20 protein-coding genes are annotated in these 26,013 nt (G+C 63.4%); 12 read left to right on the forward strand and 8 right to left on the reverse strand.

Translation table 11 applies throughout. The features are described from left to right. Positions 1-59 precede the first annotated feature (59 nt). Positions 60-983: a LysR family transcriptional regulator gene (locus TZ03_RS14980; protein ID WP_051098790.1), complete on the forward strand. Its 924-nt coding sequence runs from the start codon at positions 60-62 to the stop codon at positions 981-983. A gap of 524 nt (positions 984-1,507) precedes the next feature. Here TZ03_RS14980 and TZ03_RS14985 read toward each other — a convergent pair. The 4 genes from TZ03_RS14985 to lysA all read right to left on the reverse strand — a co-directional run bounded on the left by TZ03_RS14985 (position 1,508) and on the right by lysA (position 7,021). Continuing rightward, positions 1,508-3,994 carry a TonB-dependent siderophore receptor gene (locus TZ03_RS14985; protein ID WP_051098791.1) on the reverse strand — a complete coding sequence of 829 codons (2,487 nt, stop codon included), beginning with the start codon at positions 3,992-3,994 and terminating at the stop codon, positions 1,508-1,510. Positions 3,995-4,105: 111 nt separating this feature from the next. Beyond that, entirely contained in the window at positions 4,106-5,041 is a 936-nt protein-coding gene (locus TZ03_RS14990) for a FecR domain-containing protein (protein ID WP_051098884.1), read from the reverse strand. A 5-nt stretch (positions 5,042-5,046) separates the two neighbouring features. Next, a complete protein-coding gene (locus tag TZ03_RS14995; protein WP_051098792.1) occupies positions 5,047-5,547 on the reverse strand; it encodes a sigma-70 family RNA polymerase sigma factor in 501 nt (166 codons plus the stop codon). Between the two features lie 241 nt (positions 5,548-5,788). Further along, the gene (lysA, locus tag TZ03_RS15000; RefSeq protein WP_051098793.1) at positions 5,789-7,021 is read right to left on the reverse strand and encodes a diaminopimelate decarboxylase; all 1,233 of its coding nucleotides are present in this window, start codon (positions 7,019-7,021) and stop codon (positions 5,789-5,791) included. A 120-nt stretch (positions 7,022-7,141) separates the two neighbouring features. On the opposite strand from lysA, the gene TZ03_RS15005 reads away from it, so the two are divergent. After that, positions 7,142-8,047 (forward strand): LysR family transcriptional regulator, encoded by a 906-nt coding sequence (locus tag TZ03_RS15005; protein ID WP_051098794.1) that lies wholly within the window; start codon positions 7,142-7,144, stop codon positions 8,045-8,047. Positions 8,048-8,216: 169 nt separating this feature from the next. Here the strand turns inward: TZ03_RS15005 and TZ03_RS15010 are convergent, their stop codons facing one another. After that, positions 8,217-8,570 carry a hypothetical protein gene (locus TZ03_RS15010; RefSeq protein WP_051098795.1) on the reverse strand — a complete coding sequence of 118 codons (354 nt, stop codon included), beginning with the start codon at positions 8,568-8,570 and terminating at the stop codon, positions 8,217-8,219. Between the two features lie 79 nt (positions 8,571-8,649). Between TZ03_RS15010 and TZ03_RS31745 the strand changes: the two genes are divergently transcribed. Continuing rightward, positions 8,650-8,784: a hypothetical protein gene (locus TZ03_RS31745; RefSeq protein WP_269082564.1), complete on the forward strand. Its 135-nt coding sequence runs from the start codon at positions 8,650-8,652 to the stop codon at positions 8,782-8,784. A gap of 61 nt (positions 8,785-8,845) precedes the next feature. Next, positions 8,846-13,711 (forward strand): NAD-glutamate dehydrogenase, encoded by a 4,866-nt coding sequence (locus TZ03_RS15015; protein ID WP_051098796.1) that lies wholly within the window; start codon positions 8,846-8,848, stop codon positions 13,709-13,711. A gap of 166 nt (positions 13,712-13,877) precedes the next feature. On the opposite strand, the gene TZ03_RS15020 is transcribed toward TZ03_RS15015, so the two are convergent. After that, a complete protein-coding gene (locus tag TZ03_RS15020) occupies positions 13,878-14,696 on the reverse strand; it encodes a pyruvate, water dikinase regulatory protein (protein ID WP_051098797.1) in 819 nt (272 codons plus the stop codon). Between the two features lie 192 nt (positions 14,697-14,888). Between TZ03_RS15020 and ppsA the strand changes: the two genes are divergently transcribed. From ppsA to TZ03_RS15060, 8 genes are all read left to right on the forward strand, one after another. Next, complete coding sequence (gene ppsA / locus TZ03_RS15025) at positions 14,889-17,264, forward strand: phosphoenolpyruvate synthase (RefSeq protein WP_051098798.1); 2,376 nt, start codon at positions 14,889-14,891, stop codon at positions 17,262-17,264. A 103-nt stretch (positions 17,265-17,367) separates the two neighbouring features. Next, on the forward strand, positions 17,368-18,360 hold the full coding sequence (locus tag TZ03_RS15030; RefSeq protein WP_236692838.1) for an alpha/beta fold hydrolase: 993 nt from the start codon (positions 17,368-17,370) through the stop codon (positions 18,358-18,360). A 219-nt stretch (positions 18,361-18,579) separates the two neighbouring features. Beyond that, positions 18,580-19,071 carry a ribonuclease E activity regulator RraA gene (gene rraA, locus TZ03_RS15035; protein ID WP_016500794.1) on the forward strand — a complete coding sequence of 164 codons (492 nt, stop codon included), beginning with the start codon at positions 18,580-18,582 and terminating at the stop codon, positions 19,069-19,071. Between the two features lie 27 nt (positions 19,072-19,098). Next, positions 19,099-20,094: a zinc transporter ZntB gene (locus TZ03_RS15040; RefSeq protein ID WP_051098800.1), complete on the forward strand. Its 996-nt coding sequence runs from the start codon at positions 19,099-19,101 to the stop codon at positions 20,092-20,094. 310 nt (positions 20,095-20,404) lie between these two features. After that, positions 20,405-20,677, forward strand: coding sequence for a hypothetical protein (locus TZ03_RS15045; RefSeq protein ID WP_051098885.1), 273 nt, complete (start codon positions 20,405-20,407; stop codon positions 20,675-20,677). A gap of 2 nt (positions 20,678-20,679) precedes the next feature. Continuing rightward, positions 20,680-21,504, forward strand: coding sequence for a mechanosensitive ion channel family protein (locus TZ03_RS15050; protein ID WP_051098801.1), 825 nt, complete (start codon positions 20,680-20,682; stop codon positions 21,502-21,504). Between the two features lie 113 nt (positions 21,505-21,617). After that, on the forward strand, positions 21,618-22,184 hold the full coding sequence (sigX, locus tag TZ03_RS15055) for an RNA polymerase sigma factor SigX (protein WP_003248665.1): 567 nt from the start codon (positions 21,618-21,620) through the stop codon (positions 22,182-22,184). A 111-nt stretch (positions 22,185-22,295) separates the two neighbouring features. Beyond that, positions 22,296-23,333 carry an OmpA family protein gene (locus tag TZ03_RS15060; RefSeq protein WP_051098802.1) on the forward strand — a complete coding sequence of 346 codons (1,038 nt, stop codon included), beginning with the start codon at positions 22,296-22,298 and terminating at the stop codon, positions 23,331-23,333. 236 nt (positions 23,334-23,569) lie between these two features. Here the strand turns inward: TZ03_RS15060 and cobA are convergent, their stop codons facing one another. Both cobA and TZ03_RS15070 read right to left on the reverse strand, forming a co-directional pair. After that, positions 23,570-24,310, reverse strand: coding sequence for a uroporphyrinogen-III C-methyltransferase (cobA, locus tag TZ03_RS15065; protein WP_051098803.1), 741 nt, complete (start codon positions 24,308-24,310; stop codon positions 23,570-23,572). Positions 24,311-24,337: 27 nt separating this feature from the next. Then, positions 24,338-26,008, reverse strand: a complete 1,671-nt coding sequence (locus TZ03_RS15070; protein WP_051098804.1) for a bifunctional protein-serine/threonine kinase/phosphatase — start codon at positions 26,006-26,008, stop codon at positions 24,338-24,340. Positions 26,009-26,013 lie beyond the last annotated feature (5 nt).

Here is a 26,013-nt window from a genome sequence, read left to right on the forward strand (position 1 = left end):
GGATTCTTGTCGATGCTGGAATTGGCTCTGCACAACAAGAACCTGGGCCGGGAGCGCCAATGAACCGCAACGAACTGCGCAAAGCCGATATCAACCTGATGGTGGTGTTCGAAGCCCTGATGCAGGAGCGCAACCTCACCCGTGCCGCGGAAAAGCTGTTCGTCGCCCAACCCACGGTCAGCGCCGCGCTGGCCAGGTTGCGGGCAATGTTCAACGACCCGCTGCTGATCCGTGTGGGCAACCGCATGGAGCCTTCGGCCAGGGCCGAGGAAGTGATCAAGTACCTCACCCCGGCGCTGGATGCGATGTCTGTCGCCCTCAGCCTGACCCACGATTTCGACCCGCTGACCAGCAAGATGACGTTCCGCATCGGTCTGTCCGATGACGTCGAGTCCGGGCTGTTGCCGCCGCTGCTGCGGGCGCTGCGGGTCGAGGCACCGAACGTGGTAGTGGTGGTGCAGCATGTCGACTATTGGCGTATCCCGGACCTGCTGGCAGCCGGCGACGTAACGGTCGGCATCAGCCAGACCAAGGGGCTGCCGGCCAATGCCAAGCGCAAGGTGCTGCGCACCATGCAGGGCCGGGTAGTGCGTGCCGACAAGTCAGCCACGCCGCTGACCCTGGATGAGTTCTGCACCCGCCCGCACGTCCAGGTGTCGCCAACCGCCAATACCCAAGGTATGGTCGATGACTGGCTGCAAGAGATCGGCCGCGAACGCAAGGTGGTGCTGTCGGTACCGCAGTTCAGTTCGCTGCCGGCGATTCTGGCTGGTACCGACTTGTTGGCCTGTTGCCCGGACTACGCCGCGCAGGGCATGGAGCGCTGGGGCAACCTGCAGGCCGAGCCGCTGCCGTTCGAAACCGTTGCATTGGAGCTGGCCATGGTCTGGCTGAGCACCACCGACAACGACCCCGCCGAGCGCTGGTTGCGCAGCCGCCTGGAGCAGTACATGGGCGGTGAGCGGGAAGCGGTCATGGGTTGATCGCCGACTGCTGGAAGACCGGATGGCACTCGGCATGGGGCAAGTCGTCGAGCGATGCCCAGAAAAACGCGAACCGGGGCTTTGTTGGGGCGCATGGGTGATTTCTTTATCGACTAACGAAAACAACAGGCTGGCGCGATCCTTGTGGGAGCGGCCTTGTGTCGCGAAAGGGCTGCGAAGCAGCCCCGGCATTCTTTGCTGCAATGCTGATGTCTGGGGCCGCTTTGCGGCCCTTTCGCGACACAAGGCCGCTCCCACACAGGCTGTGTGAGTCCGAAACCTGCACAGCACCTGTGTAGGAGCGGGCTTGCCCGCGAAGAATCCAGCGCGATGGATGGCACCGGCTTTGCCGGTGTTCGCGGCTAAAGCCGCCCCCACAGGTATAGCGTGAGCCCGAAACCTGCACAGTACTGTGTAGGAGCGGGCTTGCCCGCGAAGAGTCCAGCGCGATGGATGGCACCGGCCTTGCCGGTGTTCGCGAGCTTGCCCGCTCCCACAAAGATTGCGCGCGGCTTGCGGCGGTGTCAGAACGTACCTTGCAGGGTTAACATGAAGTTGCGCGGCTCACCATAGAAGTTGCCCCACGCCGGCGCGCCGATGGTGGAGTAGTACTTCTTGTCGAACAGGTTGTTGCCGTTGACGGCCACGGTCCAGTTCTGGTCGAGGCGGTATTGCACGCGGCCGTTCCAAACTGTGTAGCCTGCCTGCTCGACGCGGGTGCCACGGGTGGTGCGGAAGTTCTCGCTCTGGCTGTTCAGGCCGGCGCCCAGTGTCCAGCGCTCAAGGGCACCGCCCAGTTGGTAATCGCCCCACACCTTGAGCATGTGCCGCGGAATGAAGCTGGAGGTGAAGGTCAGCTCGGTCGGGTCGCTGTCCTCGATGGTCTTCAGGTATTTGGTCTGGGTATAGGTGTAGCCTGCCAGCAACTGCAGGCGCTCGACCGGCGAGCCGCTGATTTCGGCTTCGAAGCCCTGGGCGCGGACCTTGCCGCTATCGGTGTAGCAATAGCCGTCGCCTGACGGGCAGGTATCGACGAAATCGGTTTCCGCACGGTGATTTTCGATGGTACGGAACAGATTGAACGAGGTGTTCAGCGCGCCGTCGAGTAGCTCGCCCTTGATGCCGACTTCGTAGTTGGCACCGGTCTTGGGTTGTAGCGGCTGCCTCTCGGCATTCACCTTGTCGCTCTGCGGCTGGAAGATGTCGGCATAGCTGGCGTAGGCCGTCCACTGCTCGTTCAGGTCGTACAGCACGGCGGCAAATGGTGTGACCTGGCCGTTCTCCTGGCTGCGGTTGTTCACCCAGTAGTCATAGAACTGGGTATAGGAATCGCTCTTGTTGCGATACCAGCTGACCCGCGCACCCAGTACCAGGGTCAGCGGCTCTGCCAGTTTCAGGCGCAGGTTGGCGTAGGTGCCATATTGGGTGGTGGTGGAGTCGGTCGGTATGTTGCCACCGCGGGTCGGGTTTACCTGGAAGTCGGCCTTTGACGGATGGGGGAAGCTTGCAGACGGATCGAACGGGTTCTGGCTGCCGCTCAGAGGCATCAGCCAGAAGTAGTCATGGGTCTTCTGCCGGCTGGCGTTGGCACCGATGATCAGCTCGTGTTGTAGGCCGAAGGCCTCGAACTTGCCATCGACGTAGCTATCGAAGCCGTAGTCATCCTGGTCGTAGTCGAAGCGGCCGGCATAGCGGCCGATGCTGGCGCTGGTTGCACCAACCGGCACCGCGCCTTCCGAGTAGCCGTATTCGATGTCCTGGGTATTGTGGGTGTAGACCGAGGCAAAGTTCAGCGTCCAGTCATCGTTGAAACGGTGCTTGAGGTCGGCGAAACCGGTGACCCTCTGGCTTTGCAGGTCGTTCCAGCTGGCCCCCAGGCAGGTCGAGCGCGACAGCTTCAGGTCGCTACCATCGGCGTAGCGCGGCAGGCCGTGGTAGCACGGCGTGGCATCGACATCCTCGTAGGCCAGGCCGAAGCCCAGGGTGGTGTCGGGGGTGACATCCCAGTCGATGGCGCCGTACAGCACCTGATCCTGGCGCTTGGCCACGTCGTAGAAGTACTGGCGGTCCTGCAGCGCCGCCACGGCGCGGCCACGCACCGTCCCCGAATCGTTCAGCGGGCCACCCACATCGACTTGGCCGCGGTAGTTGTCCCAACGGCCTGCAGACAGGGTGACAGTGGTCGCGGCCTTGTCCTGGCCGCGCTTGCGCACGAAGTTGACGCCACCGGCGGAGGAGCCGGAGCCCTTCATCATGCCGGCCGCGCCTTTGAGGATTTCGACGCGGTCATAGAACGCCATGTCGCTGGAAAAGCTGTTGGCCTGCACGTAGTTGCCGCCAACGTCCAGCGGTACGCCGTCGTACTGGTACTGGCCGTCCAGGTTGAAACCGCGGGAATAGAAGTACTTGCCGCCCATGGGCGAGTCGTACACGGTGATGCCCGGGGTCTTGTCCAGCACCTGCTCGAGGGTGTTGAGGTTCTGGTCGTCGAGCATCTTGCGGGTCATCACGGTGACCGCCTGCGGGGTTTCTTTCAGCGTGTGCACGCCCTTGCCGATGGTCACTGCACGGGCGGTGTACGACTGGGTGCCCTCGCTGGTCGCATCCAGCCGGTTGGCGTCGATGTTCAGCGGGCCCAGTTCCATCGCCGCGCCGTTGTCGGCAGGCACCAGCACATAGCCGCCGTTGCCCTGGCGCTGAGCCTGCAAGCCGCTGTTGCCCAGCAGGCGCACCAGCCCTTCCTCGACGCTGTAGCTGCCCTCCAGACCTGTGCTGGTCAGGTTGCGCGTCTGTGTGGTGTCGAACGAAATGGTCACGCCCGCCTGCACGCCGAACTGGGTGATGGCATTGCCCAGTGGGCCGGGGGCGACATGGTAGGCGGTCTGGCTCTGGGCCATGGCCTGGGCGGGCATCAGCAGCAGGCTGGGTACGCTGGCCAGGGACATGCCGAACAGCACCAGGCGCACGGCCTGGCTCAGCTTGGTTGCAGGGGTGGGGTGCAGGTGGGGCATTACGTGATCCTTCCGAGTCATGGCAGAAAGTCGCTGTCGTCGCGGCTTGTGTCAGGGACGGACGAGAATCGAAATCAGCAAGATTTCACTGAAAGTTTTTTCACTCGCTGTTCAGGCAGGCTCCACGCTGACCCAGTAGCGGCTGAGGTAGCGCACCCGCACAGGCAGGGTTTTCGGCAGGTTGGCCAGGGCGATATCGGTGTCGTCGATGCGGAATGCGCCGGAAATGCTCATGTCACGAATCGACGAGGCGCAGCGCAGCAGCCCTGGCCGGTAGCGCCCCAGTTCTTCGATGAAGTCGCCCAGGCGCCAGTCGTTCACGCTCAACATGCCCTGCAGCCAGGCGGTCGAGTCGGCGGGCAGGATATGGGGACGGGCGAAGTCATCCTGGTCAAAACTCACCTGCTGGCCGGCTTGCAACTGCAGCACGCGGTCCAGATGGCGCTGCGGGCGGACCTCAACCGAGGCTTGCAGTACGCCCACGCGCGTCTGTTGCGCGAGCTTGCGAATGCTGAACTCGTTGCTGTGGGCCAGGATGCTGCCGTCTTCGGTGTGCACGATGAACGGGCGTCGTTGCACGTCGCTGGCTGGTCTTGCCAGGATTTCCCCTTGGTACAGCTGGATCGCCCGCACCTTCTGGTCATAGCGCACATTCAGCGCGGTACCCACGTTCAGCTCCAACTGCGAGCCGTCCGCCAACTGCAGGGTGCGACGTTCGCCGGTGCTGGTACGCTGCTGGGCCAGCAGGGCGCGATAGGGCACTTGTTCGGCTGCCAGCCAGGTGCCGCCGCCCATGGCCAGCAGCAGGCCCAGCACTTTAAGTACGTCACGGCGCTGTGCCTGGGCAGCGCCAAGGCTGGACAGTGCCACCTGCGGCGGCACCATGGTCCATTGCTGCTGCAGTTTTTCTACCCGCGCCCAGGCGGCAGCGTGTTGCGGGCTGGCCTGCAACCACTGCCGCCAGGCCTGGGTGCGGGCCTCGTCGCTGTCGCCGTCGTTGAGCTGCACGTACCAGGTGGCAGCGGCTTCGAGTGTCTTGATGTCCACGGTCATCAGCCTTCCACTGCCAGCAGGCAGCGGGTCATGGCCTTGATCAGGTGGTTCTTCACCGTGGTGACCGACACACCGAAGCGTTCGGCTGCTGCCCCGTAAGTCAGGCCTTCCAGTTGCACCGCAAGGAAGATGGCGCGGGTCTTGGCGCCGAGTTCATCGAGCAGGCTGTCTACCGCTACCAGCATTTCGATGATCGACAGGCGCACTTCCGGGGATACCTCTACCGGCTCCGGGCGCAGGGCCAGGGCCTGCAGGTAGGCCTGTTCGATGGTGCGGCGGCGGACCTTGTCGATCAGCAGCGAGCGGGCGATGGCCGTGAGGTAGCTGCGCGGTTCGCGGATCGGCAACTGATTGCGCGCGGTCATTACCCGCAGGAAGGTGTCGTGCGCCAGGTCGGAGGCATCGGCGGCGTTGCCGAGGCGGGCGCGCAACCAGCCCTTGAGCCAGCTGTTGTTTTCGCTGTACAGCTGGTGCAGGGCTTGGGGATCGAGCGTCGACATGGCGTCAAGATCGCATTATGAATGGGAATTGATCGCATTGTCGCGATGGGGCAGGCTGATTGCAAGGGTCATTCTTGTTTCCGGGGCCTTGTGTCCTGTCCAAAGATGACCGGCAACCGCATGCCCCTGTGGGAGCGGGTTTACCCGCGAACACCGGCGCAGCCGGTGCCAACCACCGCGTTGCCTGATTCGCGGGTGAACCCGCTCCCACAGGAGCTTGTGTGGGCCTTGAAAAATGAGTTTAGAAGCCAGCCTCCAGGCTCAGCAGGTCCTGCACCGTCTGCCGCCGGCGAATTATCCGCAGTGCCCCGTCCTCGATCAGGAACTCCGGCAGCAGCGGTCGGCTGTTGTAGTTCGACGACATCGACGCGCCATAGGCCCCGGCGTCGTGGATCACCAGCAGGTCGCCCACCTGCGCCTGGGGCAGGTCTTGCGGGGTCAGTTCCTGGTCATCCTGGGTGAACACATCACCCGATTCGCACAGCGGCCCGGCTACCACGGTCGGCTGGCGTGGGCGGTCCACCGGCTGGCCGTTGGCATCGAGCAGGGTCATGCCGTGATAGGCGCCGTACATGGCCGGGCGCATCAGGTCGTTGAAGCCGGCGTCGATCATCACGAAGGTATTGCGCCCCACCTGTTTCACCGCACGCACTTCGGCCACCAGGTAACCGGACTCGGCCACCAGGAAGCGGCCTGGTTCGATCTCCATGCGCACCGGGTGGCCGAGCATCGTTTCGATTTCCTGGCGCGCCACCGCCCAGGTCTGGGCGTAACGCTGCAGGTCGACCGGCTTGTCGCTGCTGCGGTACGGGGTGGAAAGCCCGCCACCGATGGAGAACGCCTCGATGTCCACGCCCAGGCGGCCGATCAGCTCGATCATCGAGCGGGCCACCTGCTCCAGGTGCTGGTAATCCACCCCGGAGCCAATGTGCATGTGCACGCCCACCAGGTGCAGGCCATAGGCCTTGATACACGCCAGCGCCTCGTCCAGCTCTTCATGCCAGATGCCGTGCTTGCTGTTTTCGCCGCCGGTGTTGGTCTTGCGGCTGTGGCCATGGCCGAAGCCGGGGTTGATGCGGATCCACACACGATGGCCGGGCGAGCGTTCACCGAGCTGGCGCAGCATGTCGATGGAGCCGGCGTTGACCTCGATCTTTTCTGCCACCACCCGCTCCAGGGTGGGCCGGTCCAGCGCGTCGCAGGTCAGTACCACGCCGGCCGGGTCGCCATCCACGCGCGCACCTGCAGCGAACGCTCGTTCCATCTCGCCCAGCGATACCGCGTCCAGCACCAGGCCATGGGCGCGCATCAGGCGCAGCACATGCAGGTTGGGGTTGGCTTTCTGGGCGAAGCGCACGGTGTCGAACACCTTCAGTTGTTCGACCCGTTCGGCGATGGTGCTGGCGTCGTAGGCCCACAGCGGTGAGCCGTGCTGGCGGACCGCCTCGGCCAGGAGGGTGAAGGGTGCAGTCATGCTGGCGTTACTCGTAAAAGGAAGGCCACGAGGATGACCCAAAGCGGAAATTCAGAAAAATAGCTATTTTTCTGCCAGCCATTCATATCTGATATACCCATCGTCTTGCAGGGTATTGCCGTGAAACTGTCGGTCCGCCATATCGAAGTCTTCCGCGCCATCATGGCCGCTGGCAGCGTCACCGGTGCGGCGCGCCTGCTGTTCACCTCGCAGCCGACCGTCAGCCGCGAGCTGGCGCGGTTGGAGCAGGTGACCGGCCTGAACCTGTTCGAGCGCGAAGGTGGGCGCCTGGTGGCGACGGCCCAGGCGTTGCTGTTGATCGAGGAGGTGGAGCGCGCCTACGTCGGGCTGGAGCGCATCGACCGCTTTGCCCAGGCCATTCGCAATTTCGAACAGGGCCGGCTGGCCATCACCTGCCTGCCGCTGTTTTCGCAAACGCTCCTGCCCAAGGCCTGCCAGCGCTTTCACCAGCAGCACCGGGGCGTGAGCGTGAGCATCCTGGCGCAGGAATCGCCGTTGCTGGAAGAGTCGTTGGTTGCCCAGCAGCATGACCTTGGCCTGACCGAGCTCGAGCAGATACCGCGCGGCGCATACGGCGAACTGCTGTTCAGCGCCAATATGGTGTGCGTGCTGCCCGAGTTTCACCCGTTGCAGACCAAGGCCGAGCTGGAGCTGAGCGATTTTCACGAGGTCGACTTCATCAACCTGGCCAGCCTGGATACCTACCGGCAGCGCCTGGACCAGCACTTTCGGGCGGCGGGGGTGAACCGCCGCACGGTCATCGAGACCACCAGTGCCGCCTCGGTGTGTGCCATGGTCAGGCAAGGCCTGGGGGTGGCGATCATCAACCCGCTGAGCGGGCTGGAGGCGGCGCAGGGTGGGCTGCCGATCCGCCGCTTACGGGTGTCGGTGCCGTACCAGGTGATGTTGATCAGGCCAGACCACCGGCCGGCATCGGCGGCGGTGGAGCCATTTTGCCAGGCGCTGCGGGTGCAGGCCCAGGAGATGCAGGCGGCGTTGGCCTGAGGCCTGGCTCGCTCCAAGGGGCTTTACCTGTACCGGCCCTATCGCCGGCAAGCCAGCTCCCACAGGTACTGCACAAGGCTTGGGGCTGATGCGGTCGATGTGGGAGCTGGCTTGCCGGCGATAGGGCCGGTACAGGCAGTACAGCAGCCAAGCCAGATAGCGCTGCGATTCAGAGCTCGCAGATGAAGGTACCAGTCCCGGCCAGGATGTTCTCCAGGGTTTGCTTCACCTCATCCATGTCACTTAGCTCGCTGGTCAGGTTGATCTCCAGCACCTCGTCCCCCTTCAGCGCATCGCGGTCGCCCGCCGCCACTTCGATCAGCAGGCGCTTGGCACTCAAGGTCACTTTCAGCCCATCCAGCGTCGACGGCTCGTCATCCAGGGTCAGGTCGACGGTGTCTTCGTCCGGGTAGCGGGTAAGCAGGAACATCTGACCCTTGTCGCTGTGGCAGCACAGGGTCGCCATGTTGTCTTCCTCGTCATCGCAAGGGGTGGCGAAGAGCAGGGCGGTATTGATTTGCATGGACAAGGCTCGGATCAAAGGAAACGGAAGGGAATTCTGACAGTCTTGCCTGCATGCATAAACGTAAAGTTACCGCCCCTTGACCGAAATTGTCGCAGCGCTGCAAGCCTTGATGACCGATCAGTCGTTAAGCTTCGGCGAGCCCTGGGCGTGCCTGCGCACGTTCAACGTCTGGTTTTTACCGTCCGCCTTGCCACGGGTTGGCTATCGTTGATCCGTACACGGCGCACGCAGCGACGCTTCAATTATTACAAAGCCCAAGCGGAGTACCACAGATGGCGTTCTTCACCGCAGCCAGCAAAGCCGACTTCCAGCATCAACTGCAAGCGGCCCTGGCGCAGCACATCAGCGAACAGTCCCTGCCACAAGTGGCGCTGTTCGCCGAGCAGTTCTTCGGCATCATCTCTCTGGACGAACTCACCCAGCGCAGGCTTTCCGACCTGGCCGGCTGCACCCTGTCGGCCTGGCGTATCATCGAGCGTTTCGACCCCGAATACCCGCAAGTGCGGGTGTACAACCCCGATTACGAGCGCAATGGCTGGCAGTCGACCCACACCGTGGTCGAGGTGCTGCACCACGACCTGCCGTTCCTGGTCGACTCGGTGCGCACCGAGCTCAACCGCCGCGGCTACAGCATCCATACCCTGCAGACCACTGTGCTCAGCGTGCGCCGTGGCGCCAAGGGCGAACTGCTGGAGCTGCTGCCCAAGGGCACCCAGGGCGAGGGCGTACGCCACGAGTCGCTGATGTACCTGGAGATCGACCGTTGCGCCAACGCCGCCGAGCTGACCGTGCTGACCCGCGAGATCGAGCAGGTGCTGGCCGAGGTGCGGGTGGTAGTCGCCGACTTCGAGCCGATGAAAGCCAAGCTGCGTGAAGTGGTGGCGCAGGTGGAACAGACCGCCTTCGGCCCGGCGCAGCACGAAAAGGGCGAGGTCAAGGCGTTCCTCGAATGGCTGCTGGACAACCACTTCACCTTCCTCGGCTATGAAGAATTCACCGTCAAGGGCGACGCCGATGGCGGCCAGATGGTCTACGACGAGCAATCCTTCCTCGGCCTGCCGCGCCGTCTGCGCGTAGGCCTTACGCCGGAAGAGCTGCGCATCGAAGACTACGCCGTGGCCTACCTCAACGAGCCGCTGCTGCTGTCGTTCGCCAAGGCCGCGCTGCCCAGCCGTGTACACCGCCCGGCCTACCCGGACTACGTGTCGATTCGCCAGCTGGACGCCGACGGCAAGGTCGTCAAGGAGCACCGCTTCATGGGCCTGTACACCTCGTCGGTGTATGGCGAAAGCGTGCATGCCATCCCTTATATCCGCGTCAAGGTCGCTGAAGTAGAACGCCGCTCGGGCTTCGACCCCAAGGCCCACCTGGGCAAGGAGCTGGCCCAGGTGCTGGAAGTGCTGCCGCGCGACGACCTGTTCCAGACACCGGTCGACGAGCTGTTCAGCACCGTCATGGCGATCGTGCAGATCCAGGAACGCAACAAGATCCGGGTGTTCCTGCGCAAGGACCCGTACGGCCGCTTCTGCTACTGCCTGGCCTACGTCCCACGGGAAATCTACTCCACCGAAGTACGGCAGAAGATCCAGCAGGTGCTGATGGAGCGCCTGAAGGCCAGCGACTGCGAGTTCTGGACCTTCTTCTCCGAATCGGTACTGGCCCGTGTGCAGCTGATTCTGCGGGTCGACCCGAAGAACCGCATCGACATCGACCCGCAGCAGCTGGAACGCGAAGTGATCCAGGCCTGCCGCTCGTGGCGTGACGACTATTCGGCGCTGGTGATCGAGAACTTCGGTGAAGCCCTGGGCACCAACATCCTGGCCGACTTCCCCAAAGGCTTCCCGGCCGGCTACCGCGAGCGCTTTGCCGCGCACTCGGCGGTGGTCGACCTGCAACATGTGTTGAACCTGTCGGAAAGCAAGCCGCTGGCAATGAGCTTCTACCAGCCGCTGACCCAGGTTGGCGAGCGCATCCTGCACTGCAAGCTGTACCACGCCGATACGCCGCTGGCGCTGTCCGACGTGCTGCCGATCCTGGAAAACCTCGGCCTGCGCGTGCTTGGCGAGTTCCCCTACCGCCTGCGCCATGCCACTGGCCGCGAGTACTGGATTCACGACTTCGCCTTCACCTACAGCGAAGGCCTGAGCCTGGATATCCAGCAGCTCAACGACATCCTGCAGGACGCCTTCATCCACATCGTCCGCGGCGATGCCGAGAACGACGCCTTCAACCGCCTGGTGCTGACCGCCGGCCTGCCATGGCGTGACGTGGCGCTGCTGCGTGCCTACGCCCGTTATCTGAAGCAGATTCGCCTGGGCTTCGACCTGGGCTACATCGCCAGTACCCTGAACAACCACACCGACATCGCCCGCGAGCTGACCCGGTTGTTCAAGACTCGCTTCTACCTGGCGCGCAAGCTCACCCAGGATGACCTGGATGACAAGCAGCAGCGCCTGGAGCAGGCCATCCTGACCGCGCTGGACGACGTGCAGGTGCTCAACGAAGACCGCATCCTGCGCCGCTACCTGGACCTGATCAAGGCTACCCTGCGCACCAACTTCTACCAGCCGGACGCCAATGGTCACAACAAGTCGTACTTCAGCTTCAAGTTCAACCCCAAGCTGATCCCCGAACTGCCCAAGCCGGTGCCCAAGTTCGAGATATTCGTCTACTCGCCGCGGGTTGAGGGCGTGCACCTGCGCTTTGGCAACGTTGCCCGCGGCGGCCTGCGCTGGTCCGACCGCGAGGAAGACTTCCGCACCGAGGTGCTCGGCCTGGTCAAGGCCCAGCAGGTGAAGAACTCGGTGATCGTGCCGGTCGGTGCCAAGGGTGGCTTCCTGCCGCGCCGCCTGCCGCTGGGCGGCAGCCGTGACGAGATCGCCGCCGAAGGCGTGGCGTGCTACCGCATCTTCATTTCCGGTCTGCTCGACATCACCGACAACCTCAAGGACGGTGGCGTGGTACCGCCGGCCAACGTGGTGCGCCACGACGATGACGACCCGTACCTGGTGGTGGCGGCCGACAAAGGCACCGCGACCTTCTCCGACATCGCCAACGGCATCGCCATCGACTACGGCTTCTGGCTGGGCGACGCCTTCGCCTCGGGCGGTTCGGCCGGTTACGACCACAAGAAGATGGGCATTACCGCGCGTGGCGCCTGGGTGGGCGTGCAGCGCCACTTCCGCGAGCGCGGCATCAACGTGCAGGAAGACCCGATCACCGTGATTGGCGTGGGCGACATGGCCGGTGACGTGTTCGGCAACGGCCTGCTGATGTCCGACAAGCTGCAACTGGTGGCGGCGTTCAACCACCTGCACATCTTCATCGACCCCAACCCAGAGCCTGCCACCAGCTTTGCCGAGCGCAAGCGCCTGTTCGACCTGCCGCGTTCGGCCTGGAGCGACTACGACACCAGCATCATGTCCGAAGGCGGCGGCATCTTCCCGCGCAGTGCCAAGAGCATCGCCATCAGCCCGCAGATGAAGGAACGCTTCGCCATCGAAGCTGACCGCCTGACCCCGACCGAGCTGCTCAACGCGCTGCTCAAGGCACCGGTGGACCTGCTGTGGAACGGCGGCATCGGTACCTATGTGAAGGCCAGCAGCGAAAGCCACGCCGATGTCGGCGACAAGGCCAACGACGCGCTGCGGGTCAACGGCAACGAACTGCGCTGCAAGGTGGTGGGCGAGGGCGGCAACCTGGGCATGACCCAGCTCGGCCGGGTCGAGTTCGGCCTCAACGGCGGCGCCACCAACACCGACTTCATCGACAACGCCGGCGGCGTGGACTGCTCCGACCACGAGGTCAACATCAAGATCCTGCTCAACGAAGTGGTGCAGGGTGGCGACATGACCGAGAAGCAGCGCAACCAGCTGCTGGGCAGCATGACCGACGAAGTGGCCGGCCTGGTGCTGGGCAACAACTACAAGCAGACCCAGGCCTTGTCGCTGGCAGCCCGCCGCGCCCGCGAGCGGATTGCCGAGTACAAGCGCCTGATGGCCGACCTGGAAGCGCGTGGCAAGCTGGACCGCGCCATCGAGTTCCTGCCGTCCGAAGAGCAGTTGGCCGAACGCCTGGCCGCCGGCCAGGGCTTGACCCGCGCCGAACTGTCGGTGCTGATCTCGTACAGCAAGATCGACCTCAAGGAACAGCTGCTCAAGTCGCTGGTGCCGGACGATGACTACCTGACCCGCGACATGGAAACCGCCTTCCCGCCGTCGCTGGTCAACAAGTTCGCCGATTCCATGCGCCGTCACCGTCTGAAGCGCGAAATCGTCAGTACCCAGATCGCCAACGACCTGGTCAACAACATGGGCATCACCTTCGTCCAGCGCCTGAAGGAGTCGACCGGCATGAGCCCGGCCAACGTGGCTGGGGCCTATGTGATCGTGCGCGACATCTTCCACCTGCCGCACTGGTTCCGCCAGATCGAGGCGCTGGACTACCAGGTGCCGGCCGAAATCCAGCTGACCCTGATGGACGAGCTGATGCGCCTGGGCCGCCGCGCCACCCGCTGGTTCCTGCGCAGCCGCCGCAACGAGCAGGACGCCGGGCGCGACACCGCGCACTTCGGGCCGAAAATCGCGCAGCTGGGGCTCAAGCTCGACGAACTGCTCGAAGGCCCGACCCGGGAACGCTGGATGGTCCGCTACCAGGGCTTTGTCGACGCCGGTGTGCCGGAGTTGCTGGCGCGCATGGTGGCCGGTACCAGCCACCTGTACACCCTGCTGCCGATCATCGAAGCGGCCGACGTCACTGGCCATGATCCGGCGCAGGTGGCCAAGGCGTTCTTCGCCGTGGGCAGCGCGCTGGACCTGACCTGGTACCTGCAGGAAATCAGCAACCTGCCGGTGGAGAACAACTGGCAGGCCCTGGCCCGCGAAGCCTTCCGCGACGACATCGACCTGCAGCAGCGGGCGATTACTATCTCGGTCTTGCAGATGGCCGATGCGCCGGAAGACATGGATGCCCGCGTGGCGCTGTGGGCCGAGCAGCACCGGGTGATGGTGGAGCGCTGGCGCGCCATGCTGGATGACCTGCGCAATGCCACCGGCACCGACTATGCGATGTACGCGGTGGCCAACCGCGAGCTGGTCGACCTGGCCATGAGCGGGCAGGCGGCGGTGGTGCCGTCCTGAGCCTTTTAGTGAGGTAAAACAAAGCCCCGGCAGTGATGCTGGGGCTTTTTTGTATTCCTGTGCTGGCCTCTTCGCGGGCACGCCCGCTCCCACAGGTTTTCACCAACCTTGAAATCTGTGCGATATCTGTGGGAGCGGGCGAGCCCGCGAAGAGGCCGGAACAGGCTTACTTGAACCTGCGCTCGACGCCCTTTTCGACCAGGATCTTCGCCGAAATCTCTTCCACCGAAAAATGCGTGGAATTGATGTTGGGAATGTTCTCCCGGCGGAACAGGTTTTCCACCTCGCGTACTTCGAACTCGCACTGGGCAAAGCTGGAGTAGCGGCTGTTGGGCTTGCGCTCGTGGCGGATGGCGGTAAGGCGGTCGGGGTCGATGGTCAGGCCGAACAGCTTGTTGTGGTGCTTTTTCAGCACCGCCGGCAGTTGCAGGCGTTCCATGTCGTCCTCGGTCAACGGGTAGTTGGCGGCGCGGATGCCGAACTGCATGGCCATGTACAGGCAGGTGGGGGTCTTGCCGCAGCGCGACACGCCCACTAGGATCAGGTCGGCCTTGTCGTAGTAGTGGGTGCGCGCGCCATCGTCGTTGTCCAGGGCGAAATTCACCGCCTCGATGCGTTCCATGTAGTTGGAATTGCCGCCAATCGAGTGCGATTTGCCGACGGAATACGACGAATGGGCGGTCAATTCCTGCTCGAGCGGGGATAAAAACGAAGAAAAGATGTCGATCATGAAGCCATTGGAGGTCGCCAGGATCTCACGGATGTCCTGGTTGACGATGGTGTCGAAGATGATCGGACGCACACCGTCCCGCTCGGCCGCGGTGTTGATTTGCTGGACCATGCTGCGTGCCTTGTCCGGCGAATCGATGTAGGGGCGGGTGAATTTGTTGAACGGAATGCTCTCGAATTGCGCGAGCAGACTCTGGCCCAAGGTTTCGGCGGTGATACCGGTGCCGTCGGAGATGAAGAACGCGGTTCGTTTCATTTGCGATCTGGGCCTTAAGCTGATGACGATTCTTGGATATGATAAGTTCGGTTTGCCGAATGCGGCTGTCGGCATTCTGCCACAATTGCAGACCCTATTTTCCAGGTACAGGCCACAAACGCCCGGCCAAGTCACAGAAGACAGGCGGGCGCCTTTTTGAGCTTTTCCAACACAGTTAGTGGAGAGATCACCTTGGTAGAGTACGTAGTTTCCCTCGATAAGCTCGGCGTCCATGATGTGGAGCATGTGGGGGGCAAGAACGCATCCCTGGGCGAGATGATCAGCAACCTTGCAGGTGCTGGTGTATCGGTACCGGGCGGCTTTGCCACTACGGCGCAGGCGTACCGCGATTTTCTCGAACAGAGTGGTCTCAACGACCGTATCCATGCCGCGCTCGACGCCCTCGACGTGGATGACATCAATGCCCTGACCAAGACCGGCGCGCAGATTCGCCAGTGGGTCATGGAAGCCGACTTCCCGCCACGTCTGGATTCGGAAATCCGAACCGCCTTCGCCGCGATGGCGGCCGGCAACGACAACATGGCCGTTGCCGTGCGTTCCTCGGCCACCGCCGAAGACCTGCCGGACGCCTCGTTCGCCGGCCAGCAGGAAACCTTCCTCAACATCCGTGGCGTCGATAACGTGATCCGCGCGGCCAAGGAGGTGTTCGCCTCGCTGTTCAACGACCGCGCCATCGCCTACCGCGTGCACCAGGGCTTCGACCACAAGCTGGTCGCCCTGTCCGCCGGTGTGCAGCGCATGGTCCGCTCGGAAACCGGCACCGCCGGCGTCATGTTCACCCTCGACACCGAGTCGGGCTTCCGCGACGTGGTGTTCATCACTGGCGCCTACGGCCTGGGCGAAACCGTGGTGCAGGGTGCGGTCAACCCTGACGAATTCTACGTGCACAAGAACACCCTGCAGGCCGGCCGCCCGGCCATCCTGCGCCGCAACCTGGGCAGCAAGGCGATCAAGATGGTCTATGGCGACGAAGCCAAGGCCGGCCGTTCGGTGAAAACCGTCGAAGTCGACCGCGCCGAGCGCGCACGCTTCTGCCTGAGCGATGCCGAGGTCAGCGAGCTGGCCAAGCAGGCCATGATCATCGAGCAGCACTATCAGCGCCCGATGGACATCGAGTGGGCCAAGGACGGTGACGACGGCAAGCTGTACATCGTCCAGGCCCGCCCTGAGACGGTGAAGAGCCGCTCCAGCGCCAACGTCATGGAACGCTACCTGCTGAAGGAAAAGGGCACCGTGCTGGTCGAAGGCCGTGCCATTGGCCAGCGCATCGGCGCCGGCAAGGTCCGCGTGATCAACGACGTGTCGGAAATGGACAAGGTCCAGCCGGGCGACGTGCTGGTCTCCGACATGACCGACCCGGACTGGGAACCCGTGATGAAGCGCGCCAGCGCCATCGTCACCAACCGCGGCGGGCGTACCTGCCACGCGGCGATCATCGCCCGTGAGCTGGGTATTCCGGCAGTCGTGGGCTGCGGCAACGCTACCCAGCTGCTGAAAGACGGCCAGGGCGTGACTGTTTCCTGCGCCGAAGGCGACACCGGCTTCATCTTCGAAGGTGAACTGGGCTTCGACGTCAAGCAGAACTCGGTCGACGCCATGCCTGACCTGCCGTTCAAGATCATGATGAACGTCGGCAACCCGGACCGCGCCTTCGACTTCGCCCAGTTGCCCAACGCTGGTGTCGGCCTGGCGCGCCTGGAATTCATCATCAACCGCATGATCGGCGTGCACCCCAAGGCGCTGTTGAACTATGCCGGCCTGCCGGCCGAGCTGAAAGACAGTGTCGACAAGCGCATCGCCGGCTACGACGACCCGGTCGGCTTCTACGTCGAGAAACTGGTCGAGGGCATCAGCACCCTGGCGGCGGCCTTCTACCCGAAAAAGGTCATCGTGCGCCTGTCGGACTTCAAGTCCAACGAATACGCCAACCTGATCGGCGGCAAGCTGTACGAGCCGGAAGAAGAAAACCCGATGCTGGGCTTCCGCGGTGCTTCGCGCTACATCAGCGAATCGTTCCGTGATTGCTTCGAGCTCGAGTGCCGTGCGCTGAAGCGCGTGCGCAACGAGATGGGCCTGACCAACGTCGAGATCATGGTGCCGTTCGTGCGCACCCTGGGCGAAGCCAGCCAGGTCGTCGACCTGCTTGCCGAAAACGGCCTGGCCCGTGGCGACAACGGCCTGCGCGTGATCATGATGTGTGAACTGCCGTCCAACGCCATTCTTGCCGAAGAGTTCCTCGAATACTTCGACGGCTTCTCGATCGGCTCCAACGACCTGACCCAGCTGACCCTGGGCCTGGACCGTGACTCGGGCATCATCGCCCACCTGTTCGACGAGCGTAACCCGGCGGTGAAGAAGCTGCTGGCCAATGCCATTGCCGCGTGCAACAAGGCAGGCAAGTACATCGGTATCTGCGGCCAGGGCCCATCGGACCACCCGGACCTGGCCAAGTGGCTGATGGAGCAGGGTATCGACAGCGTGTCGTTGAACCCGGACTCGGTACTCGAGACCTGGTTCTATCTGGCCGAAGGCCAAGGCGCGGTCTGACGCAGTAAAAACGCGGGGGGACGTCTGGCGTACCCCCGCCTGGGTTTTTCCAGGGCGAGCTCCAGCAATGGATCCCGCCCTTTTTTGTGCACCAAGCAACCTTATGCAAAGCAGCAGCACTCTATTCCCCGTGGCCCTGCTCAGTGCCGAGCGCCGCGGCGACCTCAGCGAAGATGTGTACCGGATCAAGGCCGGCAACGGCCCAGACCCCAGCGTCGAGCTGGCCGTGACCCGCCTGGGCCTGGCCGACCAGGGCCCGGCCCAGGGCGTGCCAGTCATTCTATTGCACGGCAGCTTTTCCAACCGCCGCTTCTGGTACTCGCCCAAGGGCATTGGCCTGGGTGCCTATCTCGCCCGCGCCGGCTTCGATGTGTGGATCCCGGAAATGCGCGGCCATGGCCTGTCGCCACGCAACCGCGCCTGGAAGCACAACAGCGTCGCTGGCTATGCCCGTGATGACCTGCCGCTGATTGCCGCGTTCGTGCGCGAGCAGTCGGGCCAGGTGCCGCACTGGGTTGGCCATTCACTGGGTGGTACGACCCTGGCGGCAGCGCTGGGCGGTGGTTTTCTGGGGGCCGAGCAGGTGGCCAGCGTGGCGCTGTTCGGCACCCAGGTCAGCCGTATCTACTGGCCGTTGAAGGTGCCACCGCTGGCTTGGGGGGCGAAGCTGGTGCTCAAGCGCTGGGGGCAGATATCCGGGCCGCGTTTCAAGCGTGGGCCGGAGGACGAGCCGATCGGCCTGGCCCTGGAAAGCATGCGCTGGCACGGCCTGTTCGGGCGTTTTGGCGACAACAAGAACGACTGGTGGGCAGGGTTGGCCGAGGTGGATGTGCCGCTGCTGGCCGTGGCCGGTGCGGGGGACTTCCAGGACCCGGTATGGGCCTGTCGCAAGCTGTTCGAACAGTTGGGCGGCGAGCGCAAGCAGTTCCTGCGGCTGGGGCGCGAGGAAGGGTTCGAGGCCTTTGGGCATGTCGACATGCTGGTGAGCAAGGCCGCGCAGGTGCAGGTTTGGCCGCTGGTGGAGCGTTGGTTGCGTGACCCGCTGGTGCCGGTGCATGCGTCTACCGAGGCTGCAGATCCTGTGCCTGTCAGCTGATCTTGCTCTACCTGTCCTGGCCCTATCGCCGGCAAGCCAGCTCCCACAGGTACACCACATGCCTCAAACCTTGCGGTATCCCTGTGGGAGCTGGCTTGCCGGCGATAGGGCCAGTGCAGGCAAAACACAACTGACTGCCTGGTCCCGGATGACTGCAATGGCCTCCAAGGTGTAGCCTTGCCCGATACCCGCTTTCGTTGTGACTGACAGGAGCTTCCCATGCAGCATTACGTAACGCCCGACCTGTGTGACGCCTACCCGGACCTGGTGCAGGTCCTGGAACCCATGTTCAGCAATTTTGGCGGCCGCGACTCGTTCGGCGGCCAGATCGTCACCATCAAGTGCTTCGAGGACAACTCGCTGGTCAAGGAGCAGGTCGAGCTCGATGGCAAGGGCAAGGTCCTGGTGGTCGATGGCGGTGGTTCGCTGCGCCGTGCGCTGCTGGGTGACATGCTCGCCGAAAAGGCCGCCAGGAACGGCTGGGAAGGCCTGGTGATCTACGGTTGCGTGCGTGATGTGGACGTGCTGATCCAGACCGACGTCGGCGTGCAGGCCCTGGCCAGCCACCCGATGAAGACCGACAAGCGCGGCATCGGCGACCTCAACGTGGCGGTGACCTTCGCCGGGGTGACCTTCCGCCCGGGTGAGTATGTGTATGCCGACAACAACGGTGTGCTGGTCTCGCCAAGCCCGCTGAAAATGCCGGAGTGATGCGGCGCACGCGCTGATGGAGCTTTGATGTTCGAGGAAGACAACGCGCAGTGGGGGCTGGTACATGCTCTGGTGCTCGATGGCAAAGGTGGCGCGCGCTCGATTGCCCGTACCGAACTGGACGGCTTGCAGTTGCAACCCGAGCAGAGCCTGTGGCTGCACTGGGACCGCAGCCATCCGCAAACCCGCACCTGGCTGCTGCGCGACAGCGGCCTTGGCGAGTTCGCCTGCGAGTTGCTGCTGGAAGAAAACACCCGGCCGCGCCTGCTGCCCATGGCGGGCGAACAGCTGCTGCTGTTCCTGCGTGGGGTCAACCTCAACCCAGGTGCCGAGCCCGAAGACATGGTATCGGTACGCATTTTCGCCCAGGCGCAGCGGGTTATTTCGCTGCGCCTGAGGCCGTTGCGCGCCAGTGACGAGATTCTCCTGCAGCTCGAACAGGGCAGGGGGCCGAAATCGGCCTCCGAGTTGTTGCTGCTGATGGGCGAACTGCTGACAGAAAAGGTCCAGGGCCTGGTCAGCGACCTGTCCGAGCTGGTCGATCTGGAAGAAGAAAAGGTCGAATCCGACGAGCGGTATACCCCGGAGAACGGCAGCCTGCAGCAGATTCGCCGGCGTGCGGCCGGTCTGCGGCGTTTTCTCGCCCCGCAGCGGGAAATTTATGCCCAGCTGTCGCGCCATAAATGGAGCTGGTTCGCCGACGCTGACGCTGATTACTGGAACGAGCTGAACAACAGCCTGATCCGCTACCTCGAAGAACTGGAACTGACCCGCGAGCGGGCCGCGCTGGTGCTGGAAAGTGAAGATCGCCGGCGCAGCGAGCGCATGAACCGCACCATGTACCGCTTCGGCATCATCACTTGCATCTTTCTGCCCATGAGCTTCATCACCGGGTTGCTGGGCATCAATGTCGGCGGCATTCCGGGGGCGGAAAACCCCTATGGCTTCCTGTTCGCCTGCATCGTCGTGCTCGGGCTGGCGGTGGGGCAATGGTGGCTGTTCCGCCGGTTACGGTGGGTCTAGATGTTCATTGACCGGTACCGGCCCCTTCGCGGGCAAGCCCGCTCCTACAGAGATAGCGCATGGCTTGAGCTTGACGCGGTCGAGGTAGGAGCAACTGTCTTGTATTGCCTGGACTGGCCTCATCGCCGGCAAGCCAGCTCCCACAGGTACTGCACAGGGCTTGAGGCCCATGCGGTCGAGGTGGGAGCTGGCTTGCCGGCGATAGGGGCAGTGCAGGCAAACACCATTCATTTTGAAACATTCGTCCCAATGCGATGTGTGACCCATCGCCCGGCCATCTCGTCTCTTGCTGACACTGCGCGAGGTGCCCATGCACGATCCGTTTGAAGAATCCCTGCGCGACCTGCTCAAGGCGTCACCGTCCGGTAATGACCGGGATGACCGGGATGACGCCGCTTGCCTGGGTCGCGTGCTGAAAACCGCCAACCGTCAGGTTGGCGCGGGTGATCTGTTCAGCCTGCTTGGCCGTTGGAGCCAGGCGCTGCTGATCGCCGTCAATAATGGCTCGGCGCATGTCGCGCCGGTGCGTCGACACTCTTCCCGCAACGCTGCCAGCGGCAGCAAAGCAGATAAGGCCGATTGAATATGGAACTCGATCTCTGGACCCAGAGCCTGGTCACCGCCATGACTGCCCTTTGGACCAAGGTAGCGAACTTCATCCCCAACCTGTTCGGCGCGCTGGTCGTGGTGCTGCTCGGTTTCGTGGTGGCCAAGCTGCTCGATACGCTGCTGTCCAAACTGCTGGCCAAGTTCGGCCTGGACCGCCTGATGGCCGGCACCGGCCTGACCAAGATGCTCGGCCGGGTTGGTATCCAGGTGCCGATCTCGACCCTGATCGGCAAGATCGTCTACTGGTTCGTGCTGCTCATCTTCCTGGTCTCGGCGGCCGAATCGCTGGGCCTGGAGCGGGTCTCGGCAACCCTCGACATGCTTGCCCTGTACCTGCCGAAGGTGTTCGGCGCGGCCCTGGTGCTGCTGGCCGGCGTGCTGCTGGCGCAGGTGGCCAACGGCCTGGTGCGCGGCGCGGCCGAAGGCATCGGCCTGGAATACTCGGCAGGCCTTGGGCGCATCACCCAGGGCCTGGTGATCATCATCAGCATCTCGGTGGCCATCAGCCAGCTGGAGGTGAAAACCGACCTGCTGAACCACGTGATCGTCATCGGGCTGATTACCGTTGGTCTGGCCGTTGCGCTGGCGATGGGGCTTGGCAGCCGCGAAATTGCCGGGCAGATTCTGGCTGGCATCTACGTGCGCGAGCTGTACCAGGTGGGCCAGCAGGTGCGGATTGGAGAGGTCGAAGGGCAAATCGAAGAAATCGGTACGGTCAAGACGACGCTGCTGACCGATGATGGCGAATTGGTGTCGCTGTCTAACCGCGAGCTGCTCGAGCAGCGCGTCAATAGCCGCTAACCGCACAAAAGCTGTTAATGTATGCCGCCGCGAAAATCGACCCACGGGGTCTCGCGGCGACATTGACCTGACTGTCGGCCAGATCCGTTTTGAATAAAGTTCATTCGCCGCCCATGCGTTATGACCCCCGCGAGCTCACCGACGAAGAGTTGGTGGCGCGTTCGCATGAGGAGCTGTACCACGTTACCCGCGCCTATGAGGAGCTCATGCGGCGCTACCAACGGACCCTGTTCAACGTCTGTGCGCGTTATCTGGGGAACGACCGTGACGCGGACGATGTCTGTCAGGAAGTGATGCTGAAAGTGTTGTACGGGCTGAAGAACTTCGAAGGTAAATCCAAGTTCAAAACATGGCTCTATAGCATCACCTACAACGAGTGCATTACCCAGTACCGCAAGGAACGCCGTAAACGTCGGTTGATGGATGCCTTGAGTCTGGACCCTGTCGAAGAGGCGTCCGAAGACAAAGCTCCAAAGCCGGAAGAAAAAGGCGGGCTGGACAAGTGGCTGGTACATGTGAACCCGATTGACCGGGAAATCCTGGTGCTACGTTTTGTCGCAGAACTGGAGTTCCAGGAAATTGCCGACATCATGCACATGGGCCTGAGCGCTACGAAAATGCGCTACAAGCGTGCGCTAGACAAGCTTCGGGAAAAATTTGCCGGTCTCGATGAAACTTAGTGGCCTGCAAATATCTCTAACCAACCGGCGAGTTCTGCTAGACTTGCCGTCGAGTTGTCCCCCTTGTTTGTGGTGGGACTGCTTAACTATCACCAGATGGGGATTTAACGGATGAAATTGAAAAACACCTTGGGCTTGGCCATTGGCTCGCTCGTAGCCGCTACTTCGTTCGGCGTTCTGGCTCAAGGCCAAGGCGCAGTCGAAATCGAAGGTAACGTTACCAAGCAGTACTACGACAGCGAGCGTAACTTCAAGAACGACGGCACCAATCCTGGTGTTCGCCTCGGTTACTTCCTGACCGACGACGTATCCCTGGACCTGGGCTACAACGAGACCCACAACGCTCGTGGCGAAGTCTTCAACAAAGACATCAAAGGTTCCAAAGCCAAGCTCGACGCTACCTACCACTTCGGTACCGTCGGCGATGCTCTGCGTCCGTACGTTTCCGCTGGTTTCGCTCACGAGAGCCTGGGCCAGGCCACTCGTAGCGGCCGTGACCACTCCACCTTCGCCAACGTTGGCGCTGGCGCCAAGTGGTACATCACCGACATGTTCTTCGCCCGTGCTGGCGTTGAAGCCATGTACAACATCGACAACGGCAACACCGAGTGGGGCCCGTCCGTTGGTGTGGGTCTGAACTTCGGTGGCAGCGGTGGCAAAGTTGCTCCTGCTCCGGCTCCAGTTGCCGAAGTCTGCTCCGACAGCGACAACGACGGCGTTTGCGACAACGTCGACAAGTGCCCTGACACCCCGGCCAACGTTACCGTTGACGCCGACGGCTGCCCGGCTGTTGCCGAAGTCGTTCGTGTTGAGCTGGACGTCAAGTTCGACTTCGACAAGTCGGTCGTCAAGCCAAACAGCTACGGCGACATCAAGAACCTGGCTGACTTCATGAATCAGTACCCACAAACCACCACCGTGGTTGAAGGTCACACTGACTCCGTGGGCCCAGACGCTTACAACCAGAAGCTGTCCGAGCGTCGTGCCGACGCTGTCAAGCAGGTCCTGACCCAGCAGTACGGCGTAGAATCCAGCCGTGTTGACTCGGTTGGCTACGGCGAAACCCGTCCAGTTGCCGACAACGCCACTGACGAAGGCCGCGCTATCAACCGTCGCGTTGAAGCTCAGGTAGAAGCCCAGGCCAAGTAATTGGTTTGAAGCTTCAAGAAAAACCCGGCTTCGGCCGGGTTTTTCTTTGCCTGGATTTTGCCGGCTGTGGGAGCAACTGTCTTGTATTGCCTAAACTGGCCTCATCGCCGGCAAGCCAGCTCCCACCTCGACCGCATTCGCCTCAGGCCCTGTGCAGTCCCTGTGGGAGCCGGCTTGCCGGCGATGAGGCCAGTCCAGGCAGCACAAGACAGTTGCTCCCACAAGGGCCCTGCATTTCACCCGGCTACTGCCAACAGGTCCCGAACCGCCTGCTCCCCAACCACCTCACCAATCACCAGAATCGCCGGGCTACGCAAACCGAACCCCCGCGCATCCTCTACCATTCCCTGCACATCGCTGCGGCACTCACGCTGCTGCGGCAATGAGGCATTCTCGATCATCGCCACCGGCATCTGCGGCGCCATGCCTCCCTCCAGCAACCCTTGGCGAACCTGTTCCAGCCGCGCCACCCCCATGTACACCACCAGCGTCGTCCCGCCCTGGGCCAGGGCCGCCCAGTTCAGCTCGCTGTCGTCCTGGGTATGCGCCGTCACCAGCGTCACCCCCCGGCTCACACCGCGTGAGGTCAGGGAAATCCCGCATTGCGTGGCGCCGGCCAGGCCGGCGGTGATGCCGTTGACCACCTCCACCTCGATGCCATGCCCCTGCAGCCACAGCGCCTCTTCACCACCGCGGCCGAAGATGCACGGGTCGCCGCCCTTGAGCCGCACCACGCAACGCCCTTGCCGTGCATGGCGCAACATCAGGCGCTGGATGAACGCTTGCGGCGTGGAGCGGCAGCCGCCGCGCTTGCCCACTGCAATCACCCGGGCCTGTGGGCAATGCTCCAGCACTGCCGGGTTGACCAGGTCGTCGATCATCACCACAGCGGCTTGCTGCAAGGCGCGCACGGCCTTGAGGGTGAGCAGTTCGGGGTCACCAGGGCCGGCACCGACCAGCCAGACTTTCGCATTCATCAGGGTTTCCTCATCGGCAAGCTGCGTTCAGCCCTTGAGCAGGGTGAACAGCAGTATCAGGTTGAACAGCAAGGACAGCAGGGCCAAGGTGCGCCAGACTTTCAACGGCTCGCGCTCCAGCAAGGGGCGTGGCCGGCTAGGCAGCTCCTGGCGGTCGCCGCGCTCGAGCAGCAGTAACCAGTGTTCGGCGGTTTCGAAGCGTTGCGCCGGGTCGGCTGCCACCGCCTGCTGCAGGTTGTGCTGCAGCCATTCCGGCAGGTCGGGGCGGTAGCGTGCGGCGTTGACCGGCTGGCCGAAGCGCGGGCGTTGGAAGGCTTCCACCTCGCCGTACGGGTAATGCCCGGTCAGCAGGTAGTAAAGGGTCACGCCCACGGCATACAGGTCCTGGCGCGGGCTGGGTGGCTGGCCGTCGAACGCTTCTGGGGCGATGTACGACGGCGTGCCGGGCAACTCATGCAACGGCTCTTCGGACAGGCCCGGGCAGTAGGCTAGGCCGAAGTCCAGCAGGCGCAGCTGGCCATCGCTGCCCAGGTGCAGGTTCTCGGGTTTGATGTCGCGGTGCAGCAGGTTGCGCCGGTGCAGCACACCGACCGCCTGCAGCAGTTGCCGGGCTGTTTCCAGCCACTGCGGCAGGGGCAGGGGGCCGTGTTCGCTCAGTAGCGCTGCAAGGCTCTGGCCGGGATATTCGCGCATCACGTAGTACAGATGCTGGCGCTGGCTGGCGGCATGCAGTTCGGGGAAGTGCCGGCCAGCGACGCGGCGCAGGAACCACTCTTCGAGCAATAGCCCTTGCGCTGCGCCGGGCTCCTGCTCGCGTGCGGCGGGCAGGGTCTTGAGCAGCCAGGGTTGGCCCTGGCCGTCGCGCACCCGGTACAGCAGGGACTGGCGGCTGTGCGAATGCAGTTTTTCGGCCTGCCAGCCATCGATCACCTGGCCTTCCCGTAGCGGGCCGGGCACTGGCCATTGCTGCAACTGCGCCAAGGTATCGCCCAGGTTGGCCGTGCCCAGTTGCTCGACCTGTACCAGCAAGGCACTGGCGTTGTCCTGGCTGCCGTTGAGATGGGCGCTGGCGACCAGGGTGTCGGCGGCCAGTTGCAGGTCGGGTTGCTCGCGCAATACCGCTTGGATGTGCTGGTCGCCCAGGCTGGCCCAGACCCCGTCGCTCAGTAGCAGGAAGCACTCGCCCGGCTGCAGTTCGCCTTCCAGGTAATCCACCAGCAGGTGCTGGTCCAGGCCCAGCGCACGTTTGAGCACGTGCTGCATGCCGGGTTGGTCCCACACATGGTCTTCGCTCAGGCACTGCAGGCGCCCGGCGTGCCAGCGGTACACGCGGCAGTCGCCGACATGGGCCAGGGTGAAGCGCCGGCCGCGCAGCACCAATGCGCTGAGGGTGGTCAGCAATGGCTGGCCGCTACCCTGGGCGCGCAGCCAGCGGTTCTGCGCCAGCAGCAGCCGGTCCAGGGCCTGGGCCACGCTCCAGGTCGCGGGGGTGGCGTAGTAGTCCAGGGCCAGCGCCTGCAGGCTGGCGCGTGCTGCCAGGCCGCCATCGGCGCATTGGCTGACGCCGTCGGCGAGGGCGCACAGGTAGCCTTTGCTGGCGGCCAGCTCCGGCGCCGGGGTGACCAGGCGCAGGGCGTCCTGGTTTTCCGCGCGCGGCCCGGTGGCGCTGGCCTGGGCAAAGCTCAGTTGCAGGCTCATTGGCG

The organism is Pseudomonas sp. 10-1B (assembly GCF_000935045.1).
Taxonomy (GTDB): domain Bacteria; phylum Pseudomonadota; class Gammaproteobacteria; order Pseudomonadales; family Pseudomonadaceae; genus Aquipseudomonas.

Coding starts and splice junctions, on each gene's coding strand:
- TZ03_RS14995 (WP_051098792.1), bottom strand. CDS start 5,547: ATGTCGACGCTCGATCCCCAAGCCCTGCACCAGCTGTACAGCGAAAAC.
- TZ03_RS15060 (WP_051098802.1), top strand. CDS start 22,296: ATGAAATTGAAAAACACCTTGGGCTTGGCCATTGGCTCGCTCGTAGCC.
- TZ03_RS15050 (WP_051098801.1), top strand. CDS start 20,680: ATGGAACTCGATCTCTGGACCCAGAGCCTGGTCACCGCCATGACTGCC.
- lysA (WP_051098793.1), bottom strand. CDS start 7,021: ATGACTGCACCCTTCACCCTCCTGGCCGAGGCGGTCCGCCAGCACGGC.
- TZ03_RS15030 (WP_236692838.1), top strand. CDS start 17,368: ATGCAAAGCAGCAGCACTCTATTCCCCGTGGCCCTGCTCAGTGCCGAG.
- TZ03_RS15045 (WP_051098885.1), top strand. CDS start 20,405: ATGCACGATCCGTTTGAAGAATCCCTGCGCGACCTGCTCAAGGCGTCA.
- TZ03_RS14980 (WP_051098790.1), top strand. CDS start 60: ATGAACCGCAACGAACTGCGCAAAGCCGATATCAACCTGATGGTGGTG.
- TZ03_RS15010 (WP_051098795.1), bottom strand. CDS start 8,570: ATGCAAATCAATACCGCCCTGCTCTTCGCCACCCCTTGCGATGACGAG.
- sigX (WP_003248665.1), top strand. CDS start 21,618: ATGCGTTATGACCCCCGCGAGCTCACCGACGAAGAGTTGGTGGCGCGT.
- rraA (WP_016500794.1), top strand. CDS start 18,580: ATGCAGCATTACGTAACGCCCGACCTGTGTGACGCCTACCCGGACCTG.
- TZ03_RS14985 (WP_051098791.1), bottom strand. CDS start 3,994: ATGCCCCACCTGCACCCCACCCCTGCAACCAAGCTGAGCCAGGCCGTG.
- cobA (WP_051098803.1), bottom strand. CDS start 24,310: ATGAATGCGAAAGTCTGGCTGGTCGGTGCCGGCCCTGGTGACCCCGAA.
- TZ03_RS15020 (WP_051098797.1), bottom strand. CDS start 14,696: ATGAAACGAACCGCGTTCTTCATCTCCGACGGCACCGGTATCACCGCC.
- TZ03_RS15070 (WP_051098804.1), bottom strand. CDS start 26,008: ATGAGCCTGCAACTGAGCTTTGCCCAGGCCAGCGCCACCGGGCCGCGC.
- TZ03_RS15015 (WP_051098796.1), top strand. CDS start 8,846: ATGGCGTTCTTCACCGCAGCCAGCAAAGCCGACTTCCAGCATCAACTG.
- TZ03_RS15040 (WP_051098800.1), top strand. CDS start 19,099: ATGTTCGAGGAAGACAACGCGCAGTGGGGGCTGGTACATGCTCTGGTG.